The sequence below is a fragment of the Akkermansia massiliensis genome, from assembly GCF_018847375.1.
Lineage (GTDB): Bacteria > Verrucomicrobiota > Verrucomicrobiia > Verrucomicrobiales > Akkermansiaceae > Akkermansia > Akkermansia massiliensis.
In genome coordinates this window covers 1,309,112-1,329,209 of record NZ_CP072036.1, presented here as the reverse complement: position 1 = coordinate 1,329,209, position 20,098 = coordinate 1,309,112, and the positions used below count along the sequence as shown (strand labels likewise).

The 20,098-nt window shown below is 59.8% G+C and carries 15 protein-coding genes; 8 read left to right on the top strand and 7 right to left on the bottom strand.

What is annotated here, in order from left to right; translation table 11 throughout:
* The first annotated feature begins 4 nt into the window (after positions 1-4).
* The 6 genes from J5W70_RS05525 to J5W70_RS05500 all read left to right on the top strand — a co-directional run bounded on the left by J5W70_RS05525 (position 5) and on the right by J5W70_RS05500 (position 5,332).
* The gene (locus J5W70_RS05525) at positions 5-1,348 is read left to right on the top strand and encodes an MFS transporter (protein WP_022396921.1); all 1,344 of its coding nucleotides are present in this window, start codon (positions 5-7) and stop codon (positions 1,346-1,348) included.
* Positions 1,349-1,506: 158 nt separating this feature from the next.
* A complete protein-coding gene (locus J5W70_RS05520; RefSeq protein WP_022396922.1) occupies positions 1,507-2,100 on the top strand; it encodes a peptidylprolyl isomerase in 594 nt (197 codons plus the stop codon).
* Between the two features lie 19 nt (positions 2,101-2,119).
* Positions 2,120-2,368 carry a hypothetical protein gene (locus tag J5W70_RS05515; RefSeq protein ID WP_022396923.1) on the top strand — a complete coding sequence of 83 codons (249 nt, stop codon included), beginning with the start codon at positions 2,120-2,122 and terminating at the stop codon, positions 2,366-2,368.
* 60 nt (positions 2,369-2,428) lie between these two features.
* On the top strand, positions 2,429-3,577 hold the full coding sequence (gene nagA, locus J5W70_RS05510) for an N-acetylglucosamine-6-phosphate deacetylase (protein ID WP_102727869.1): 1,149 nt from the start codon (positions 2,429-2,431) through the stop codon (positions 3,575-3,577).
* Positions 3,578-3,664: 87 nt separating this feature from the next.
* Entirely contained in the window at positions 3,665-4,705 is a 1,041-nt protein-coding gene (locus J5W70_RS05505; RefSeq protein WP_102721116.1) for a biotin/lipoyl-containing protein, read from the top strand.
* A 63-nt stretch (positions 4,706-4,768) separates the two neighbouring features.
* On the top strand, positions 4,769-5,332 hold the full coding sequence (locus J5W70_RS05500) for a DJ-1 family glyoxalase III (protein WP_022397453.1): 564 nt from the start codon (positions 4,769-4,771) through the stop codon (positions 5,330-5,332).
* 75 nt (positions 5,333-5,407) lie between these two features.
* On the opposite strand, the gene J5W70_RS05495 is transcribed toward J5W70_RS05500, so the two are convergent.
* From J5W70_RS05495 to J5W70_RS05480, 4 genes are all read right to left on the bottom strand, one after another.
* On the bottom strand, positions 5,408-6,484 hold the full coding sequence (locus tag J5W70_RS05495; RefSeq protein ID WP_022397452.1) for a glycosyltransferase: 1,077 nt from the start codon (positions 6,482-6,484) through the stop codon (positions 5,408-5,410).
* Positions 6,481-7,566, bottom strand: coding sequence for a glycosyltransferase (locus J5W70_RS05490; protein ID WP_022397451.1), 1,086 nt, complete (start codon positions 7,564-7,566; stop codon positions 6,481-6,483). Before J5W70_RS05490 ends, J5W70_RS05495 begins: the two co-directional genes overlap by 4 nt.
* Before the next feature lie 162 nt (positions 7,567-7,728).
* Positions 7,729-8,817: a glycosyltransferase family 2 protein gene (locus tag J5W70_RS05485; RefSeq protein WP_102730832.1), complete on the bottom strand. Its 1,089-nt coding sequence runs from the start codon at positions 8,815-8,817 to the stop codon at positions 7,729-7,731.
* 6 nt (positions 8,818-8,823) lie between these two features.
* The gene (locus J5W70_RS05480) at positions 8,824-9,924 is read right to left on the bottom strand and encodes a glycosyltransferase (RefSeq protein WP_102730833.1); all 1,101 of its coding nucleotides are present in this window, start codon (positions 9,922-9,924) and stop codon (positions 8,824-8,826) included.
* A 584-nt stretch (positions 9,925-10,508) separates the two neighbouring features.
* Here J5W70_RS05480 and J5W70_RS05475 point away from each other — a divergent pair.
* Positions 10,509-11,570 (top strand): glycosyltransferase family 8 protein, encoded by a 1,062-nt coding sequence (locus J5W70_RS05475; RefSeq protein ID WP_215841944.1) that lies wholly within the window; start codon positions 10,509-10,511, stop codon positions 11,568-11,570.
* Positions 11,571-11,592: 22 nt separating this feature from the next.
* Positions 11,593-12,693: a glycosyltransferase family 8 protein gene (locus J5W70_RS05470; protein ID WP_022396888.1), complete on the top strand. Its 1,101-nt coding sequence runs from the start codon at positions 11,593-11,595 to the stop codon at positions 12,691-12,693.
* 45 nt (positions 12,694-12,738) lie between these two features.
* Here J5W70_RS05470 and J5W70_RS05465 read toward each other — a convergent pair whose 3' ends face one another.
* The 3 genes from J5W70_RS05465 to ppk1 form a co-directional block, all read right to left on the bottom strand.
* Positions 12,739-16,455, bottom strand: coding sequence for a VIT domain-containing protein (locus J5W70_RS05465; protein ID WP_215832969.1), 3,717 nt, complete (start codon positions 16,453-16,455; stop codon positions 12,739-12,741).
* 165 nt (positions 16,456-16,620) lie between these two features.
* Positions 16,621-17,916, bottom strand: a complete 1,296-nt coding sequence (locus tag J5W70_RS05460; RefSeq protein ID WP_022396886.1) for a hypothetical protein — start codon at positions 17,914-17,916, stop codon at positions 16,621-16,623.
* Between the two features lie 87 nt (positions 17,917-18,003).
* Entirely contained in the window at positions 18,004-20,091 is a 2,088-nt protein-coding gene (gene ppk1 / locus J5W70_RS05455) for a polyphosphate kinase 1 (protein ID WP_022396885.1), read from the bottom strand.
* Positions 20,092-20,098 lie beyond the last annotated feature (7 nt).

Genomic DNA, 20,098 nt, shown 5'->3' with positions numbered 1-20,098 from the left:
TTTCATGAACCCCAGCCCCCATACGCCCGGACACGCCCGCAAGGTTCCATGGGGAGCCTTCTGGCGGCTCGTGCTGATCCAGGCGCAGAATTCCTTTAATGAAAAGGGGGCGCAATTCCTGCTCATTCCCCTGGGCGTCTGGCTGTACGGCACGCAGGGAGACCTGGAATACCCGCTTGGGGCCATCATCGTGCTGCCCTTCATCCTGTTTTCCCCGTTCGTCGGCTGGCTCTCGGACCGTTTCTGCAAGGCGCGCATCATCCAGTCCATGGCGCTGCTCCAGATCTGCGTGCTGGCGGGCATGTACTGGAGCCTGCGTACCCATAACCTGGACGGGGCCATCCTGTGGTTCTGCGTCTTTGCCGTGCAGGCCACCATCTTCAGCCCGTCCAAGAAGGGCATCGTCAAGGACATCGTGGGCACCTCCCGCATGGGGTTCGCCAGCGGCATTGTGGAAATGGCTTCCATCCTCAGCCTGCTCATCGGCCAGATCGGCGTTTTCGTCTGGTTCCGCTACCTGCTGGAGCCTTCCACGGATACCGTCTGGCACCACTGGCTGGGGGAAGGCTTCTTCCAGTGGTTTGACGCCTGGCTGAAACCCTCCGGCCTCAACGACGGCTGGTATGCCGCCTCCTTCCCCTGCCTGGTGTTCCTGCTGATGGCCGTTCCCGTGGCGATTTCCAGCTTCTACCTGCCCCGGTACGCTCCGGAGGGTTTCCGGCCCTTCTCCTGGTCCCTGTTTTACGAACACTTCCACCAACTGGGCAAGCTGTGGAAAAACCGCAACCTGCGCGTCAGCGAGATGGGCATCGGCTACTTCTGGTTCTTCGGCGGCACGATCATGCTGATGACCATCCAGATGGCCAAGGAAATCTCCGGCGGCAGCGACGATTTCAGCTCCGTGGGAGCCGTGCTGATGGCCTGGATGAGCGGAGGAACCGTGCTGGGGGGCATCCTGGCCTCCCTGATCTGCCGCCGCCACATCCGGATGAACGTCTCCGTGGCGGGAGGCGCGCTGATGGCGCTGAGCTGCGTGGCCCTCTCTACGGTCTCCATGACTTCCACGGTCTTTTATGCCCTGCTGATGGCGGCGGGCATCTCCGCCGCACTGTTCCTGGTGCCGCTGAACGCCTTCTTCCAGGACCGGGCGGACAACGACAAGCGCGGGGACATGATTGCCGCCGGCAACCTAGTGGACTGCGTGCTGGGACTGATGGCCGTCGGATTCCAATACGCCATGATGCTGGTGATTCCCCCCTCCTGGCAATTCGTCGTCATGGGAATCCTGAGCCTCGGCATGGCGTGGGTGATCTTCCGTTTTTCCCGCGTGGCGCCGGGCGCAAGATAAAATGTACTGGCAATCAGGCAGTAATCTTTAAAAATCCTCCTTTTAAAGAAAAACCTTTCCCTCCTTCCGCGCACCCTGCGCCATTCTCCCGTCAGGGCGCGCGATTTACTTGCAAACCCGCTTTTATTCGGGCAACATAGGGGGGAAAACAAGAAGCCATGAAAAAGTATCTTACCCTTCTGTTGTGCTCCCTGTGCGCCCTGGCGGGCTTCACCGCCTCTGCAGCATCCACCGCCAGCCTCAAGGACGTCAATATCGTCATCTCCACCACCAAGGGGGACATTGAACTGGCCCTTTACCCCTCCAAGGCGCCCGTCACCGTAGCCAATTTCCTGAACCTCATCAACAGGGGCTACTACAAGGGAATCTCCTTCCACCGCGTGATTCCGGACTTCATGATCCAGGGCGGCGACCCCACCGGCACGGGCATGGGAGGCCCCGGCTACAGCTTTGAAGACGAGTTTTCCCCGGACCTCAAGCATGATGGCCCCGGCGTGCTTTCCATGGCGAACGCGGGACCCGGCACCAACGGCTCCCAATTCTTCATCACCCACGTTGCCACGCCTCATCTGGACGGCCGCCATACGGTCTTCGGGAAGGTGCTGAAAGGCCAGGCCATCGTCAACTCCATCGTCCGGGGAGACAAGATCAAGGACATCCGCATTCTGGACAAGAACGCCGCGGCCGCCGTGCTGAAGGCGGAAGCCGCCCGCGTGGCCCAGTGGAACAAGGCGCTGGACGCCGCCAAATAAACCGGGAGCAATCAACGGCATGAATATTCTCAGGCGGTTCATCAACCAGGTCTTCACTCCGCAGGAAGTGGAGGCCACGCCGGAGAACGTCGCCAAATGGGAAAAAAGAGCGCCCGGATGGACCATCCGCTGCAACCGCTGCGGCCTGGAGGAACCCTTCGGGAAATACGGCATCCTTTACAAATCGGCAGGCAGGAAAAGGAACTTTGGCCGCTGTCCCCGCTGCCGCAAATGGTCGTGGCTCGTCATTTCCGGAAAAACGGCGTGAAACAACCCCGTATTCATCATCAAGCGACTCTAAAAATCCATCCACCAACCATTCATTTTTATGAAAACACTCATTAAAAACGCACGCATCATCTCCCCCGGCATTGACCTGCCCGGGGCTGCCGTGGAAATTGAAGGCAAGACCATCACCGCCGTCTATCCCGCCGGGAGCGAACTCCCCGCCGCAGACAAGGTGGTGGATGCGGAAGGCCGCATGCTCCTTCCCGGTTTCATTGACATCCACAGCCACGGCGCCGGCGGCTGCGACACCTGCGACGCCAAGCTGGAAAGCCTCCGCACCATTGCGGAATGCAAGATGAAGGAAGGCGTCACCTCCTGGCTGCCGACCACCCTCACCCTGTCTCCCAAGGTGCTGGAAGACGTGTGCGCCTCCGTGGCGGAATACATGAAGAACCAGGAATTCGCCAAGACGCCCGGCATCCATCTGGAAGGGCCGTTCATCAATCCCAAGTGCTGCGGCGCGCAGAACCCCGCCTTTGTCCGCCAGCCGGACTATGATGAAGTAGCCAACCTGAACTCCATCGCCAAGGTTCTGCTGGTCTCCCTGGCGCCGGAAATGCCCGGAGCCGTGGAATTCATTGAAAAAGCCACGGCCAGCGGCATCCGTTGCTCCGCCGGGCACAGCGCGGCCACCCATGCGGACTTCAACAAGGCGAAATCCGCGGGCTTGGTGCACCTGACCCACTACTGCAACCAGATGTCCCCCCTGCACCACCGTGAAATCGGCCTGGTGGGCTCCGGCCTGCTGGACAGGGAAATCAAGATTGAAATCATCTGCGACACCATCCACCTCTGCGCGGACATGCTCAAGACCGTGTTCAAGAACAAGGAAACGGACCAGATGATGATGATTACGGATTCCCTGGCCTGCTCCTGGATGCCGGACGGCCCCGGAGACCTGGGCGGCCTGCCCATCATCGTGAAGGACGGCGTGGCGCGCCTGCAGGAATCCGGCGCGCTGGCCGGCAGCACCCTCAAATACGCCCACGGCCTGAAAAACGTGCACCGCCTGACCGGCAAGCCCCTCAGCGACCTGGTGAAAGCCACCTCCTGGAACCAGGCGCAGTCCCTGGGCCTGGAAGGCCTGGGCAAGATCGCCCCCGGCTTCACGGCGGACATGGTTCTGCTGGACGATGACTTCAACACCTGCAAGGTGTTCATCGACGGCGTGGAAAAATACAGCGCGTAACCGCGCACCCGCGCGCCGGACGGGACGGAAACCCTTCCGGCGCGCCATCCCCCTCTTATCGTATTCCAACGTTCAACATTCACCTCCATGGCTATTACCATTGAAATGCCCCGCCTGTCCGACTCCATGCACGAAGGAATCGTCCTGAGATGGGTCAAAAAGATAGGAGACTTCGTAGAAGTCGGCGACCATCTGGCCGACATCGAGACGGACAAGGCCCACGTGGAACTCCAGGCATGCGAGGACGGAACCCTGATGGAAATCCTGGTGCCGGAAGGCGGTTCCGCCGCGGTGGGCGCTCCCATTGCGCTGCTTCAGTCGGAATTCGGCGCCGCCTCCTGCGACTGCCCTCCGTGCCCGCCCGTCAAATGCAGCCCGCTGGCCGCCAGGCTGGCCGCGGAAGCCGGGCTGAACGCCGGAACCCTGCGCGGCACCGGACCACGCGGCAAGATCATGGCCGCGGACGTGCGCGCCTCCATACGCCCCGCAGACGGCCCCGCCCGCCGGGTGCAGACCCCGCTGGCGCCCCGCGACACGCGCCACGCCACGCGCGTGGATAATTTCTACCTGTACTCCCTGGAGGCGAACATGGCCTACCTGGCCGCCATCAGCACGCCCATCGCCGTCCAGTGCGAAAAACTCATCGGCGGCCGCTACAGCCTCTTTGACTACGTGGTGCGCGCCGCGGTGAAAGCGTGCATCAGCGAGCCGGAATGGCTGGCGGGAGACTCCGCCGCAGAACTGCTCATGGTGCTGGACAAGGGGGAAAAATACGTCTTCATTGAAAACGCCTCCGGCAAGACGATTTACAACATCGCCATGGAACGGCTGGCCGCCCCCGCGGCAGGGCCGCCCCCCGCGGGCAGCATCACGCCCAACATCCTGCTCTGCGACAGCGGCGTGAACGTGGAAGCCCAGCGCACCGTGCTCCCGGAAATGCCCCACAGCATCATCAGCATCGGCGGCACCACGCCGAAAACGGGCATAGAAGCGGGACGCCCTGTGTCCAAGCTCATCCTGCCCGTCACCCTGTACGTGAACGCCAACATCCTGCCGGAATGCAAGGCGTCCAGAATCGCCGCCGAATTCAAGACGCTGCTGGAAAATCCGGTCCTGCTTCTCCTGTAGGGCTACCGGCATGGTCCGCTCTTTTCCTTGAACGTTCCCTTCCTTCCCCCTGTCTCATTAACCATGAAAAAAGCCGCCATCCTCGCCGCCCCCGGATTTGAAGAAATCGAACTCATGGCTCCGCTGGACATCCTGCGCCGCCTGAACTTTGACGTGCTCCTCGCCGGCGTGCAGTCCGACAAGGTGGTCAGCACCCATGACGTGACCGTCACCACGGACACCATGCTGGACAAGCTCCATGCCGACAAGCTGGACGCCCTGATCCTGCCCGGCGGCGCAGGCGCCTGGGTGCTCCGCGACACGCCGGAAGTCATCCACCTGGTCAAAAAGATGCATGCCGCGGGCAAGCTGGTGGCCGCCATCTGCGCCGCCCCCATCGCTCTGGCGAAAGCCGGCCTGGTGAAGGACAGGAACGTCACGGCCTACCCGGCCCAGGACGTCTACCGGGAACTCAATGAAGCCGGAGCCCACATCGTGAAGGATGAAAACGTGGTGCTGGACGGCAATATGCTCACCGCCAACGGTCCCGGAGCCGCCATGCTCTTCGGCTACTGCATCGGGGAATACCTTGGAGAAGACCTCCAGGTAGCCCAGCTCAAGGAGCAGATGTGCTACACGGGCCTGTAGGATTCCGGAAAGCATTCCGGCTCCTTCACGGTCTCATACCACACCAAAAAACCGAGGGAAGAAGGGTTTTCCCTCTCACCTCGCCAGGTGCCTTTTCAGGGTATAATAAGCCCCCCGGCGTCCTTTGCGGGATGACATCAGGCGGGCACGCAGGGAAGAAAAGAAATTGCCCTGAAAAGGGTAGTCCAGCAGAAGGCGGCAAAACGCCTGGTCCCACCGGTCCAGCCAGGAGAGGGCTTTCTCCCCGCCCACCAGTTCCAACCATTCTTTCCACCCGGACAGGAGGATTTCCCGGTCTTCCGGCGGCGCCTTGAAGAAGGCCCCTTCTTTCATGATGAAGTGCCTGCGGATGAATTCCATGTAGTAGTCCACCAGCCCGAAGACAGCGGGGGAATCCAGCAGGCCGTGCCGCTGCCAGAAACGGGCCACCCGGTCCATGCCCAGCAGGTCCATACGGAAGTCGCCCAGCAGCAAATCCCGTCCATACGTGGCGGAGCCGGGACGTTCCCTGCGGTAATGGTAAAAACGGTCCGACAGGGTCCGGAGCCGGGGAGCGAAGGGCAGCAGCATCAGCAGGAAGGCCAGATCCTCCCCTTCCTTCAAGCCTACCACAAAACGGAGGGAATGTTCTTCCACCAGGCTTCTGCGGACCAGTTTGTTGTACACGGGACCCACGCACCGGCACCAGGCGGAACCGCGGCGGAATTGCTCCACCCGTTCCTCCGGATAAAATTCATCATCCGGGGACCAGCCGCCCTCATGGACGGCCACACCGTCTTTTTCCACGAATTCCCGGCAACCGCACACCACGACATCCGCATCATTCTTTTCAGCGGCGCCAAGCAGGCGCGAGAACATCCTCCGGTCCACCCGGTCATCCGGGTCCACAAAGCCCACGTATTTTCCCTCCGCGGCATCCAGCCCGGCATTCCGGGCCGCGGACACTCCGGCGTTGGACTGGCTGATAACCCGGAGGCGATTGTCTTTTTCCCGCCACCTGTACAGAAGCTCCAGCGTCCCGTCCGTGGAGCCGTCATCCACGCAGATGATTTCCATGGGACCCAGCGTCTGCTCCGCCAGGCCGGACATGCATTCGTCCACGTAGGGCGCTACGTTGTAACAGGGGACAATGACGGAAACGGCAGTTTTCATGATAATCCGGATAACAGGAGCTTAAGACGGTGGTACCGTCCTTTTCTTCCGCTGCATGCCGACATCAGGGTACTGTGAAGACGCGCGCCGGGACCGAGCTTTACCGGTTCCGCACCCAGCAGGCGGCAGAACGCGCGGTCCCACTTGTTCAGGCCTGCAAAGCCGGGCCCGATTTCCACGCCTTTCAACCATTTGCGGTAACGCGCCGCCAGTCCCCTGCGTTCCTCTTCATCCAGCCGCCGGAAGATTTCCTCTGCGGAGGTGACGTGAGCCAGCAGATAACGCTTCATGATATGGGCCAGCCAGCCCTGCCTGACGGCAGATTCCAGCCAGCCGATTTTTTCCCAGTAGGCCGTCACATATTCCAGACGGTCCATGTTCATGGAGTAAAACCATCCGTCCCGGTCCCAGACGTCGGAAAGGGATCCGGCCCTTTTCCTGCGGTAAAAGTATAATTGATCCTGAATGACCGCGAGCCGTGACGCGTGGGGAAGCGCCGTCAGCCAGAAAATGTCATCTTCCCCGCCGCGGAACCCCGGTTTCATGCGCAGGCCGTTTTCTTCAAAAAAGGAACGCCTGTACACCTTGTTCCATACCACCACGTCCATCCGGAGCCACACGGACTCACCGCTGAAACAGGATTTTTTGGCATCAGGTTCAAATCCGGGTTCCGGCGCGTGCCCGGCGTCTTCCATCACCGTGCCGTCTTCTTCGGAAAAGGAGGTATATCCGCAGGCCGCCACCTCCGCACCATGCCGCTGCGCGGTTTCCACCAGCCGGGCATACATGGAGGTATCCACGTAATCATCCGGATCCACAAAGCCGATGTATTCACCCGCCGCCGCATCCAGCCCCGCATTGCGCGCGGAAAAGGCGCCCCCGTTTTCCTGGTGAATCACCCGGATGCGGGCGTCCTTTTCAGCCCATCCGCGCAGCACGTCCGGCGTATCGTCCGTGGAGCCGTCGTTGACGCAGATGATTTCCAAGTCTTCCCAGGTCTGCCGGACCAGGCTTTCCAGGCATTCATCCAGATAAGGAGCAACGTTGTAGCAGGGCAAAATAATGGAAACAGTACCATCCATAGAGAAATCGTGAGTATCATTCAGTTTTTCATGGGAAAAACCAGCGGAAACCATGATTCATGATGCCCGCGCCTTTTCCCGCAACGGCTACCTTACTTCAACACGGGCGTTCCCGCAAGTCCCAACGATGCGCAGAATGTTAAGAACCAGTCCGCCGGGAAGCTATTTCCCACCGCCGCAAGAGGAAAGCTTCCCTTTAAGCCTGTAGTAACGTCCCCGCCGTCCGCGGCAGCGGGAGAGAAGCTTCCACCACGCACGGGACAGGAAGCCGGGATGTTCCGGCGGAGAAGCCAGCATCCGGCACAGCGCAAAGTCCCATTTGCCGAGAGTCCGGAACGCCTCCGCTTCCCCCGCCAGGGCAAACCATTCCCGGCATTTGCCGCGCAGGCGCCCCCATTCCTCTTCACTCAACTGCGGCAGGGGCTGCCCCGGATTCAGCAGCCGGACCAGAAGATAATGCCTCAGAGCCCGGAGTACCCAGCCGCGCTCCAGGCCGGATTCCAGCCAGCCGCATTTTTTCCAATACTCCGTAGCATGCAGCAGCCGTTCCGCCACCAGCAGGAGGGGACGTTCCTGCGCTTCCAGCATCTGGGAGACGGAACCGCGCCTCCGGCGGCGGTACCAGTACAGACGGTCCGGAATGACGGCCAGGCAGGAGGCATGAGCCAGCGCCATCAGCCATAACACGTCGTCCTCCATGGACCGGAACGAGGTTTCAAAACGCAGGCCGTGCCGGTTCAGAAAATCCCTCCGGTACAGTTTGTTGCACGTCACCACGTCCATCCGCTCCCAAACGGAACCCGCGCGGGCCATACTTGACTGCACTTCCTTTTCCACGCCCGCAGCGGGGGACCAGCTCAATTCCTCCAGCACGGAACCGTCACCGTCGGAAAAACTGGTGTAACCGCAAGCCGTGACGTCCGCGCCATGCCTGCGGGATTCCTCCACCAGACGGGCAAACATGGCATGCTCCACATAGTCGTCCGGGTCCACAAAGCCCACATATTCACCCGCAGCCGTATCCATCCCGACGTTGCGCGCGGAGGCCTGCCCTCCATTTTCACGGTGAATGACGCGGATGCGGCCATCCCTCCGCGCCCACGCATCCAGAAGCGCCGGGGTAGCGTCCGTGGAACCGTCGTTCACACAGATGATTTCAAGGTCCTGCAAGCTCTGGTTCACCAGGCTTTCCAGGCACTCCTCCACATACGGAGCTACGTTATAACAGGGAACGACGATGGAAACGGACATGGGGCGTCAGGAATGGTTTTTTTCTCCGGCGGAAGCCAGGAGCAAGCGAAGAGCGGAATAGCGCCCTCGGCGCCCCCTGCGGAGGGAAAGACGCTTCCACCAGCGGCGGCGCAGCCAGCCGGGACGTTCCGCAGGCTGTTCCAGCAGGCGGCAGAAGGACTTTTCCCATTTGTCCAGGCCCCGCAACCGGTCCGCCCCTCCCACCAGGGAGAACCATTCCCGGAATTTTCCGTGCAGCCGGGCCCATTCCTCCGCATTCAGGCGCGGAAGCGGCTTGTGCGCCGGCACCAGATGCACCAGCAGGTAGTACCACAGGGCGTGCAGAACCCAGCCGCGTTCCAGGCCGGATTCCAGCCAGCCGCATTTTTTCCAGTACGCCGTGGCATATAGAAGGCGGTCCGCCACAAGAGGCAGCGGACAACCTTCTTCCTCCCATGGCAGGGAAATAGCCCCTTCTCTCTGGCGGCGGTACCAATAGAGCCGGTCCGGAATGACGGCCAGACGGGAGGCGTGGGCCAGCACCATCAGCCAGAAGGCATCGTCCTCCCCCTGCCGGAAGCGGGGCTCAAAGCGGAGGCTGTTCCTTTCCAGGAATTCCCTCTTGTAAAGCTTGTTCCATGCCACGGCGGCCATCCTTCTCCATACGGCATTTTCCTGAAAAACGCATGCCTGTACATTCTCTTCCACTCCTTCTTCCGGTGACAGGCTCCATTTTTCCAGTATGGAACCGTCACGGTCGGAAAAACCGGTATAGCCGCAGGCCGTCACATCCGCATCACTCCTGCGGGCTTTTTCCAGCAGGCGGCCATACATGGAGTGTTCCACGTAATCATCCGGGTCCACAAAGCCGATATATTCCCCGCCAGCCAGGGCCATGCCGGTATTGCGCGCCGCAGAAAGGCCGCCGTTTTCCCGATCCACCACCCGGATGCGGCCATCCCTTTCAGCCCATGCGCGCAGGATGGCTGGGGTATCGTCCCCGGAACCGTCATTCACGCAAATGATCTCAAGGTCCCCCAGCGTCTGGAGAGTTAGGCTTTCCATGCATTTATCCAGATAAGGAGCTACATTATAACAGGGGACGATGATGGAAACAGCCGCGCTCATACCAAGAAAACCCTATGTAAACGGATTTCAAATCCGGGGTCAAGGGCCGATTTTCATACCAAGGAGCTTACGTTGCGTGGCCCTTCCTCGAGGGGAAACCGTTTTCCCCTGGAAAAAGCCTTCCGGAATTACGCAACGGAAACCTGGACCGCGGCAAGCCTCTCAGCCGTTGAAATGCATGCATTCCGTCAGGACGCACTGGCTTTCAGGAAAGAGAGTTCGCTGCCTCCCGGTTTGGCTTCCGGAAGCCGCAAGCGTTTACGGCACTCCAAACGGTACGGGAATCATTCCATATTAATCCATGACGGATTTGAAATTCGTATGATGCCCAAACAAAATATGAGCGTTTTCACCGCCGGGAATGTCCCATGCAGAGAATAACGGAACGCCGGAACAGGGATGCCCGTTTTCCCTGTTTCAACAGCTCTTCCGGAATTCATCTCCGCCATGAAAAACAAGACCTTTCTCCCAACTACCTTTATACCGGAATTCCCGGCAGGCACCGGAAACGCTTTCAGCTTTTCCCATTCTTCTTCATGACCTGTTGAATTCCTTTTATGCCGACTATCTCTCCCTTATCCGGCATGGCGGAACCTCCCGTTTCCGTCATGTTCGCCGTCACTTCCTCCTGGCTCATCCCGCTGGCCGTGGCGATACGCTCCCTTTGCGTGCATTCCGATCCGCGGCGGAATTATGAACTCTACATCGTTCATCATGGATTGGAGGAAGAACAGATGAAGGAACTGGGAAAAGCCGTTTCCGGCTATCCCCGCGTCTCGCTGGAGTTTTGCAGGCTTCCGGAGAGGCTGCTTCGCATTCTGCAGCACAGGGATTGCGGACGGTTCTCCCCTCTCACGTATGGACGCCTGCTGGCCGCCGCCCTGTTCCCCCGGCACGACAGGGTGGTTTACCTGGACGTGGACGTGCTGCTGAATGGAGACGTGGCCGAACTTTACGATGCGGACCTGCACGGCGCGCCGATAGGCGCCGTCCGGGACTGCGCCGTCCTGCAAAGCATCAGTACGGGCCGCCTTCCCGACCATCTGGAATACATCAGCGGCATGGGGGTAACGAATCCGCGCCTGTACTGCAATACCGGGGTCATGGTCATGGACCTGGTCCAGATGAGGGAGCAGGAAACGGAAGACAGGCTGCTGAGGCTGCTTGAGGCCCATCCGGATTCCTTTCCGTACGTGGACCAGGACATTATCAACATTGTCTTTCACGGCCGCATTGCTCCGCTGCCCCTCCGCTGGAATTACCACTTCCAGTTTGAGCTGCACCATGCGGGAATGGCGGACCTCATCTCCGGCACCGAGTTTGAAGAAGCCCCGGCCCTGTTTGAAAGCCGTTCCTGGAAGCTTTTCCACCTGGTGGGTGATTACAAGCCGTGGCTGCCGCCGGATATGGAAAAAATCTACCACCGCCTGTATCTCGCCCTCTGGTGGCCCCTTGCCCGGCAAACTCCGGCTTTCCGCAGGGAGCTGCGCGCCCTGTACCGGCAATTCACGCGCGCCTTCCGTTCCCGGCTGCGCCACCACCAATGGAGCCTCCCCGTCTCTCCGGGCCGGAATTTCCGGAAACGCCGGGAGAAAATCAAAACCCTTCAACGCCAACTGGCCGTGTTTGACGGCTCATGGCCCTGATTCCATCCCATCCTTTAACATCATGCCCTCCTCCCTCTCCGCCGCACCGCCCGCAGTCTTCCATGCTGCCGCTGCGCCTCCTGCCATAGACGTCATGTTTGCCGTCACCTCCGCCTGGACCGTGTGCCTGGCCGTCACCCTGCATTCCCTGGCACGCCATTCCAACCCGGAACGGAACTACAGGCTGTGGGTGGTCCATGACGGGCTGGAAGAAGAAAACATGCAGGAACTGGACAAGGCCGTTTCCGGTTATCCGAACGCAACCCTTCAGTTCATGACCATTCCCGGCAAGCTGGAACAGATGCTGCGCCGGAGGGACGTGAAACGCTTTTCCGCCCTGGCCTACGCGCGCCTGCTGGCACCCAGCCTGTTCCCCCGGCATTCCCGGATTGTCTATCTGGATGCGGATACGGTCCTGTATGCGGACGTAGCGGAGCTTTACGATACGGACCTCTGCGGGGCGGCCGTGGGCGCCGTACGGGATACGGCGGTGCTGAGCAGCCTGGTGGCGGGGTATCCGCGGCGCCAGCTCCGGAAACTTCAACCTTTGGGCCTGCACGATCCCTTCCACTATTTCAACTCCGGCGTGCTGGTCCTGGACCTGGACCGAATGAGGGAGGAGGATGCGGAAGTCCGCCTGCTCCACGTCATTGAAGAACACAATGAGCTCCTGGAACATCCGGACCAGGACGCGCTGAATATCGTCTTCCACCGGCAGATTTTTCCGCTGCCTGTTGAATGGAACTACCATTTCCAATTTGAACTGGGGAAAAACGGACTGGAAGAGGCCTGCGCAGGCACGGAATTCGCCGGGGTTTCCAACATCCACGCCACATGCTCCTGGAAGCTTTTCCACATGATCGGCTCCAAAAAGCCCTGGCTGTTCCCGGAAAAATCAGAGGAATATATCGTGTCTGCGGCCGTCTGGTGGAAGCCGGCCATGGAAACGGCCTCCCTTCGGCCCCATCTGTCCCAATTGCTGGAGGAATTCACGCAATGGACGCGACGGCAATTGCGCCACAATCAATGGCACCTGCCGTTCTCCTTCGGGAACGGCTTCCGGAAACGCAAGGCCAGAATCAACCTGCTGAAACGCCTGCTGCGCGTCTTTGAAGGCGTATAGCCCCGCCGGCGGCAACAGGCGTTCGAGAAGAGCCGCAGTTTCCAATCACTCCGGCAGTTTGATGATTTCCCCCGTTTTAGGTTCCCGGTCTTTCAGAGCCGGATTCAGGCGGATAATTTCCCCGGCGCGCTTTCCGTCCTTCAACCGGCTTTCAGCGATGGACGCCCGGGTTTCCCCGGCCTTCACCTGGTAATCCCGCGCTCCTTCTGCCGGGCACGCCTGTACGTACGCCATTTTCCCTACATTCACCACCTGGTCCCGGCCATTCAGGCGGAATACCAGCGTTTTCCGCTTTTCCTGCGGACGGCCGTAATCCGTGTACACTTCCGCGTACAGAGTAACGGGAGCCAGCATTTTCTGCGACCGGGTGCCGTAATAATGCGTCTGGATCAGATAGGGACCGGGAAGAGCCTTGCGCACCAGGTATTCTTCCGGCCCGTAGCCCTGCGTCACGTCACGGGACAAATGGCCGCCATGAGTGGTCAGCCGATGGGAGTAATAGCATTTTTCTCCGGTGATGTCCGTGACCCAAAGGTCCATGTCAGACGCATCCGTGTCCCAGTTGATGACCACACGCAAATCAGCCTCCACCGGCTGGAGAAAGGCAGGGTCCAGCCCCCCGGTATCCAGCTTCACTCCCGCCGCCCTGCTCCGGGAAACGAGCCGGTTCAGTTCCACCAGCACAATCTGCTCCACGCCGGTGAAGCGGCGGGGCATCGGGCGTTCCAGCACCTCCCGGTACATGTCGAACGCCTTTTGGGCTTCCCCCAGTTCATCCAGCACCAGCGCCAGATCCCGGTAGGACTGGGGTTCTTCCGGAAACAGCGTTTTTACGGTTTCAAAAATGAACCTGGCTTGCCGGAGTTCTCCCATGTAACGCAGCTTGTAGCCCAGCATGCGCAGCAGGGAACGGTTTTCCAGTTCCAGCTCCGCCAGGTTGGACAGAATCTGGACAGCCAGCGCCTTGTCCCCCTTCCCGGCAAACCAGTCAGAGCAGTCCATGTAAAAACCGGGGCTGTCCCCATACTTTTCCTTGAGTTTCATATAGACCGCAAAAGGCCGGTCAGCCGCATCCAGAGCCGCCAGATACGGAGCCTTGGAGTCCCACGCCTTCACGTTCATGACGGGGGAAGAACCGGCATCCCGTTCCCGCGCCTTTAGTCCATTTAATGTTTCTCCCCCTCCCAGGAACAGGGACCCTACCACCTCTTGATTTTCCGGAGCGGAATTCTCGTTCCCCAGCAGATCCGGGGAGGCGGAGTCCGGAGAACTACCGGCTTCTGCATTAAAACTTCCGGACGCCCTGATGACAGCACCGGAATCTCCGGATATATTGTTACCTTGAACTATAACAGGCGCCGGAGCGGATTCCCCCGAATTTTCATCCTCCGGAGAGGATCCGGCCGGACGCTCCCAGAGAGAATCCACTTCCGCCAGCATGGCGCTTCTTCTTTCATCATAAGCGGCGGAGTAATAGGCAGTTTTTCTGCGGGCCACAGTCTCCGCACCCCTTCTTGCCGAAACATTTTCCGGAGCCTTTTCCAATATCCTGTTAAACAGGGAAAGGGCCTTATCGTAATCCCCAAGGTCATAAAAGCCGTAGGCCAGGCGGAGGCTTCCCGCTATGTCCGCAGGCTCCCTGTCCAGTTCCCTGTTCAAGTTTGCTCTTGCCTCAGCCAGCTCCCTGTCACGGGCAGCGTTTTCCCCAGAGGCTTTTTCAGCCTGTGCTTCTTTTTCCCGGAGGCGCCTTTCCATGACCGTGACGCCCTTCAAGGCCGTCCGGTTATTACGCTCATCCTTCAATACTTTCCGGTAGATTTCCAGCGCCTCCCGGTCATTGCCCCGGCACGTATGAATCAAGGCCTGTTTCAACCGGTCATCTTTCAAGACGCTTTCCATCTCTTCCGGATTGAAAAATTCCTTTGCGTACCATTTCTGCATTTCTTTCCAGGAAGCAAGGCACGCTTTCAAGCGGTTTAATCTTGCGGTCTCTTCAGCCATGTCCTCCTTCCGTCCGCGTTTCAGCATCCTCTTGTCATATTCCGCCCGCAATTCTGAAGCGGAAGCGGGAGGACGCACACCATATTTCAGGTATTGCTCCAGGGAGTCCAGCACCAGCAGAGAGGTACCGGGCGTCACGATTCCATATTCCATTCCCAGGTTCCCCACAGCTTCATCCGTCACGGCAGAGGGTGGACGGCAGAGAAGTTCCTGGAGCCTTGCCTGGGCATATAAGGCCCTCAGCATGGTTCCGGGCGTCCCCCCGGAGGCATCCGCCGCCACGGGAATTTCCACTCCGGCAACCTCCACCGTCCCGCGGTAAGAACCCGGCTCCAGTTCCGCCAGCAAAAGGACGGAATCCGATGGCATTCCAGGAATTTCATACCTTGAAAACGCCCTCCAGGGCATATTCCCCCTGTCAATAATGTAACGGATGGAAATTTCCCCCCTGACGAGGCGCTCCATCGCCTGCTCCGCCGTTTGACTGGCCAGGTCAATCACAGGAATGCCCATCCGGATGAACGTATTCGCATCCTTGCGCGGTGTCACCATCAGGGCGAAGGTTTTAGCGGAGCTAGTCTCCCGCTTTTCCGGCACGGGGCTGAAATTGATAAATCCATCACTGACAACCAGGCAGTCCGACGCCCCGGAACAAGCGCTCAGCTTTTCCCGAACAGCGCTCCAGTCACACGTGGCCCCGTCATAGTCCAGAGCCAGCAGTTCGCGGGCCAGCTCGTCCAGATTGTCCGGAGCGACCTCGAACGTTTTTGAAGGCATGATCCGGTCCCGGAAGACAGTCAGGTTGATGCGGGTTTGCCGCCCCTGCGTTCTGCCGCAAGCAAGATATCGTTTCAGAAAATCCAGGAATTTCCGGACATCCGCTCCTTTCATGGAACCGGAAGCGTCCCAAAGCAGCTCTATCGTGGGCGCGGCTTCCACGCCGCTCTTTCCGTCCGTCCGCTCAGGCCGGGGAATAATCACGGCGGCATAGTCCCTGCCGTCAAAGGACTCCACAAATACCTTCGCTCTCCCCGCATCTTTTCCCTGCGCACGCGGCAGGGAGATGAACAGGTCTTCCGTCAGGGACAGACCCTTCCATTCCTTTTCCGCCAGGAAGGCGCTGCGCCAATCCTTGAATTCCACGTTGTCCAGCGGGGAGGAAACGACAACGGGCTTCCGGCCGGCGAACACTTCCACCCTCAGCTTGAGGGAATCCAGTTTCTCCTTGAAATTCATCGGAAGCTGCAGGGACGGCGCTCCTGCGGCATCCACGGGAAGAACCGTGGAATAGCGCAGCCGCACAGTGCGGGTTCCTCCCGCAGGAATGGGATATACGCGCGTCTTGAACATGTTGCCGCCGGACCATTCCACCAGTCCGGGATCAACCTGTTTGCGCACCTCTTCTTCAAACGCCACGCGCGCCTTTTGCCTGGGTACCGGCACGCCATCCACCATGCGGCCGTTGATGTCCAGCGCATACCCCTGTACGATGGCTCCAGCCGGGAGAGGGTACACCAATTCCCCTTCCATCACACGCGTGTTGGGGTTGTGAAAAACCAGCGTCACTTCCGTTTCCGCCAGGAAATCCATCACGCGAGACTTGATTTCCGCCCGGGAAATGGAAACGGGGCTCTCATCCGCGCGGCATTCCACTTTCATGGAAGGAGGAGGGAGAACAACGGAACGCAAGGAAGCCGTCTGGGCCAGAGAAACGCAGCAGGCAAGAATGCACAGGCAGAGAGAATATGTAAATTTCATCATTCTAGGGGGGGTTGGGGAGAGATGGGAAAAGGCGGGTTTTCCCATCTCCCTCCCTTCCTACCACAAGGCACAGTCCAGGGCAAACTATTTGTTGTAAACGGCTCCCGCATGATTGCCCGCAAAAGGGCCAATCCCCCGGGAGGAAAGGAATCTGCCCTTCCCCGTTCAAAAGTGGAACCTGACGGCGGCAAACCAGGTCCATCCGCTGAAGCACCTGGCGCCTTCCGGCGCTCCGCTGGTCGTCGTATATTCCCCCCCTGCCATCAATTTCAGCATGTCCGGGTCTTCCGGGAAAAAATAATAATTCAGGCCGAAGTAAAAGGAGTTCATCGTGCTGACCCATTTGGGATAGGTGGTCACCGCGGGAACATAGCGGGCGTACATTTTCACGGCGTCCCGCCCATGGGAGAGCTGGTAGCGGAACACGCCTTCCAGATGCGGGGAAAACCTGTAGGAAGGCAATACCGCCAGGCCGTAAACATTCTCTCCCAGAGAGGTCCCCACCACGCGGAAGCCGGACATGAGTTCCGTCACCATGGAAAATTTCCCCCGGGACATGACCCAGTCCACCGCCGCCACATCCCGGGCGCCAAGCCCGGAGTAATAGGAATCCTCCGGCAGGGAGCGTCCCGCGTAATGGGTGAAGTTGTGGGCATACGTCAGCCAGACGCGGCTTTTCTCCCCCGGCAGAAAGCCGCGGGCGTCCAGATGGACGGAGGCCTTGGCAAAGGCATTGTCCGCCGTATTAAACCTGATTTCATGCGCCAGGCTGTCGCTGGTGTCGTTCAGGAAGACGGAAGCCTCCCACCCCACGGGCACGTCCTGCCGCGGGTTTTCCAGCACAACGCCCCAACTGGAGATGGTCCCGAGCTGGTTGACCAGGTCGGACCGTTCTAGGGTCTTGAGTTCACTGGCCGTCTCCCGGAATTCCGCCGTCATCTTGGAAGTGATTTTCCCGACGCGCGCAAAGAAGGAGGGATTGACCTTGTATTTCAGGTAGAGTTCAAAGATGCTCCAGTCCGTCTTCGTTCTTCTCCAGCGGCCATCCTCCACCTTGTACATGCCGTCCAGCTCCCCCATGTTGGTCAAACTGTGCAGCGTCAGGCGGTTTTTGAAGAAAACGGCTTCAAACCCTATCTGGAGCCTCCGCCATTCGTTTTCCCTGCCATGAGAGCCCTTGCGGAACCGGTTGGCTCCGGAAGGGGAGACCTGAGCCCCCTGGTACTGCCCCGTCAGCAGCAGCTTGAACTGGTTCAGGAACTCCGCGTCCTTGTTGTCGTAGAGATAGGGCATCTTCTTCAGACGGGAGTACAGGCCATCCTCCGCCGGATGGGAAGGAGCCCTTACGGAGGCTCCGGGGCCCGCAGGCCCGGACGCCTGCCATGCCGAACCTTCCGCCCATACAGAGCCGTACCCCCCAGCCAGCGCGATCAGGAAAAAACAGCATACGCGGGCAAACATGTCTCATGAAAAGACATGTTCCGGACCCCTACGTGTTGAAGGTATGCCGGAGGATGCCACGCATGCGGCCCAATGCTCCGGACCGGGTTAATGCGGCGTGTGGGGCTCCAGCATCTGCTGGCGTTCCCGTTCCTTGTCCTTGGCCAGGCGGCGGGCCTCCTTGGTCAGGTACTGCTGCAAACGGAAGGCTTTCTGGCCCTTTTTCCGAACGACGTGCTCGGAAGTGCCGTCAGGCAAAATATTGCAGGCCTGCACGTTGTCCCTGAAACAGGCGTCCAGGATGGATTTGAGGCGGCGCGCCAGCTTCCCGTTGGTGACGGGCACCATGAGCTCCACCCTCTTGTCCAGATTGCGGGTCATCCAGTCCGCGCTGGCGATGAAGAGCTGGTGATTGCCGCCGTGGTGGAAGAAGAAGATGCGCGCGTGCTCCAGATAGCGGTCCACAATGCTGACCACGCGGATCACCTTGCCGTTGGGCCGGGGGCCCGTTTTCAGGCAGCAGATGCCGCGCACGTTCAGTTCAATGTCCACCCCGGCGTCCGCGGCCCTGTACAGGGCGTCAATGATTTCCACATCCTGAAGGCTGTTCATCTTGGCGGAGATGCGGGCCGGTTCCCCCTGCCGTGCGCGCTCCGCCTCCCCTTCAATGAGTTCAATGAGGCGAGCCTTCATCAGCACCGGCGAGGGGTACAGCTTGCGGAAGCGCATGAGCTTGGTACGTCCCGTTACGGAGTTGAAGAACTGGGAGGCGTCCGCCCCCAGCTGGTCGTCGCAGGTGAGGTAGGAAATGTCCGTGTAAATCTTGGCGGTTGTTTCATTGTAGTTCCCCGTGCCGAAGTGGCAGTAACGCCGCAGCATGCCCTGCTCCCGGCGCACCACCAGGCATATCTTGGCATGGGTTTTCAGGCCCTTGACGCCGTAGACCACCTGCACGCCGGAACGCTGCAGTTCCTCCGCCTTTTCCAGGTTGCGGGCTTCGTCAAACCGGGCTTTCAGTTCCACCAGCGCCGTCACTTGCTTGCCGCTTTCCGCCGCCTTTTTCAAGGCGGCTACGATGCGGGAGTTTTTGGCGGTCCGGTACAGGACCTGCTTGATGGCGATGACGTCCGGGTCTTCCGCGGCTTCCTCCACCAGGCGCAGGACGGGTTCAAAGCTTTCATAGGGATGGTTGAGCAGGATGTCTCCGTTGGCGATGTTTTCAAAGATGCTGACGGCAGGGTCCACGGAGGGTGACGGCTGCGGGGACCATTGCTCCACTTTCAATTGGTCATTGCCGGGGGCAAAGGCCATTTCCATGAAGTCGGAAAGCATCAGGGGGCCCTTGAGGTCATACGTTTCCTCCTTCCCCGCGCCGACGATCTGCATGATCCTGTCATGCAGGGGGACGGGAGCGGAGGATTCTATTTCCAGCCTCACGCATTCGGAGAATTTGCGGGCCACAAGCACTTCCTCCATTTCATCCGCCAGGTCCAGGGCGTCCTCCTCCTGCACGGCAATGTCCCCATTGCGCGTGACGCGGAATACCGCGGCGGAGAGAACGATTTCACCGGGAAAAACGGTGCCGATGCATTCCCGGACCAGGTCCTCCAGCATCACGTAGCGTTCCGTTTCCGCAGAAGGGACGGGCACGCGCCGCGGCAGGCCGTCCGGCAGGGCCACTACGCTGGCGCGGACCTCCCCGGTTTCATTGTCCCGCAGTTCCACGCCCATCAGCAGCTTGAGGGACGGCAGCGCGGGAGCCTCCGGCGCATCCATGTCCAGCGGCGTCAGCAGCGGGAATATCTGGTTGTTGAAGTATTGCTCCAGCGTCAGCTTCTGGGAAGTGCTGAGGTCCTCCATGGCCAGCGGATTGATGCCGTTGATTTCCATCCACGGCAGGATTTCTTCATGAAACAGGCGGTACTGGTCCTCAATCATGCGGCCCACGCGGGTGCGGATGTCCTTGAGCTGGCGGGTTGGGGTCAGCCCGGAAATGTCCTTCACGCGGGAGCCGGAATGCCGCAGCATCTGGAGGCCGCCCACGCGCACCATGAAGAACTCGTCCAGGTTGGAGGCGGTAATAGCCAGGAACTTCAGGCGTTCCAGCAGGGGAAGGTCCGTTCTCACGGCCTGGTCCAGCACGCGCTGGTTGAATTCCAGCCAGGAGAGCTCTCTGTTGATGTATTCGTTAGACATGGAGAAA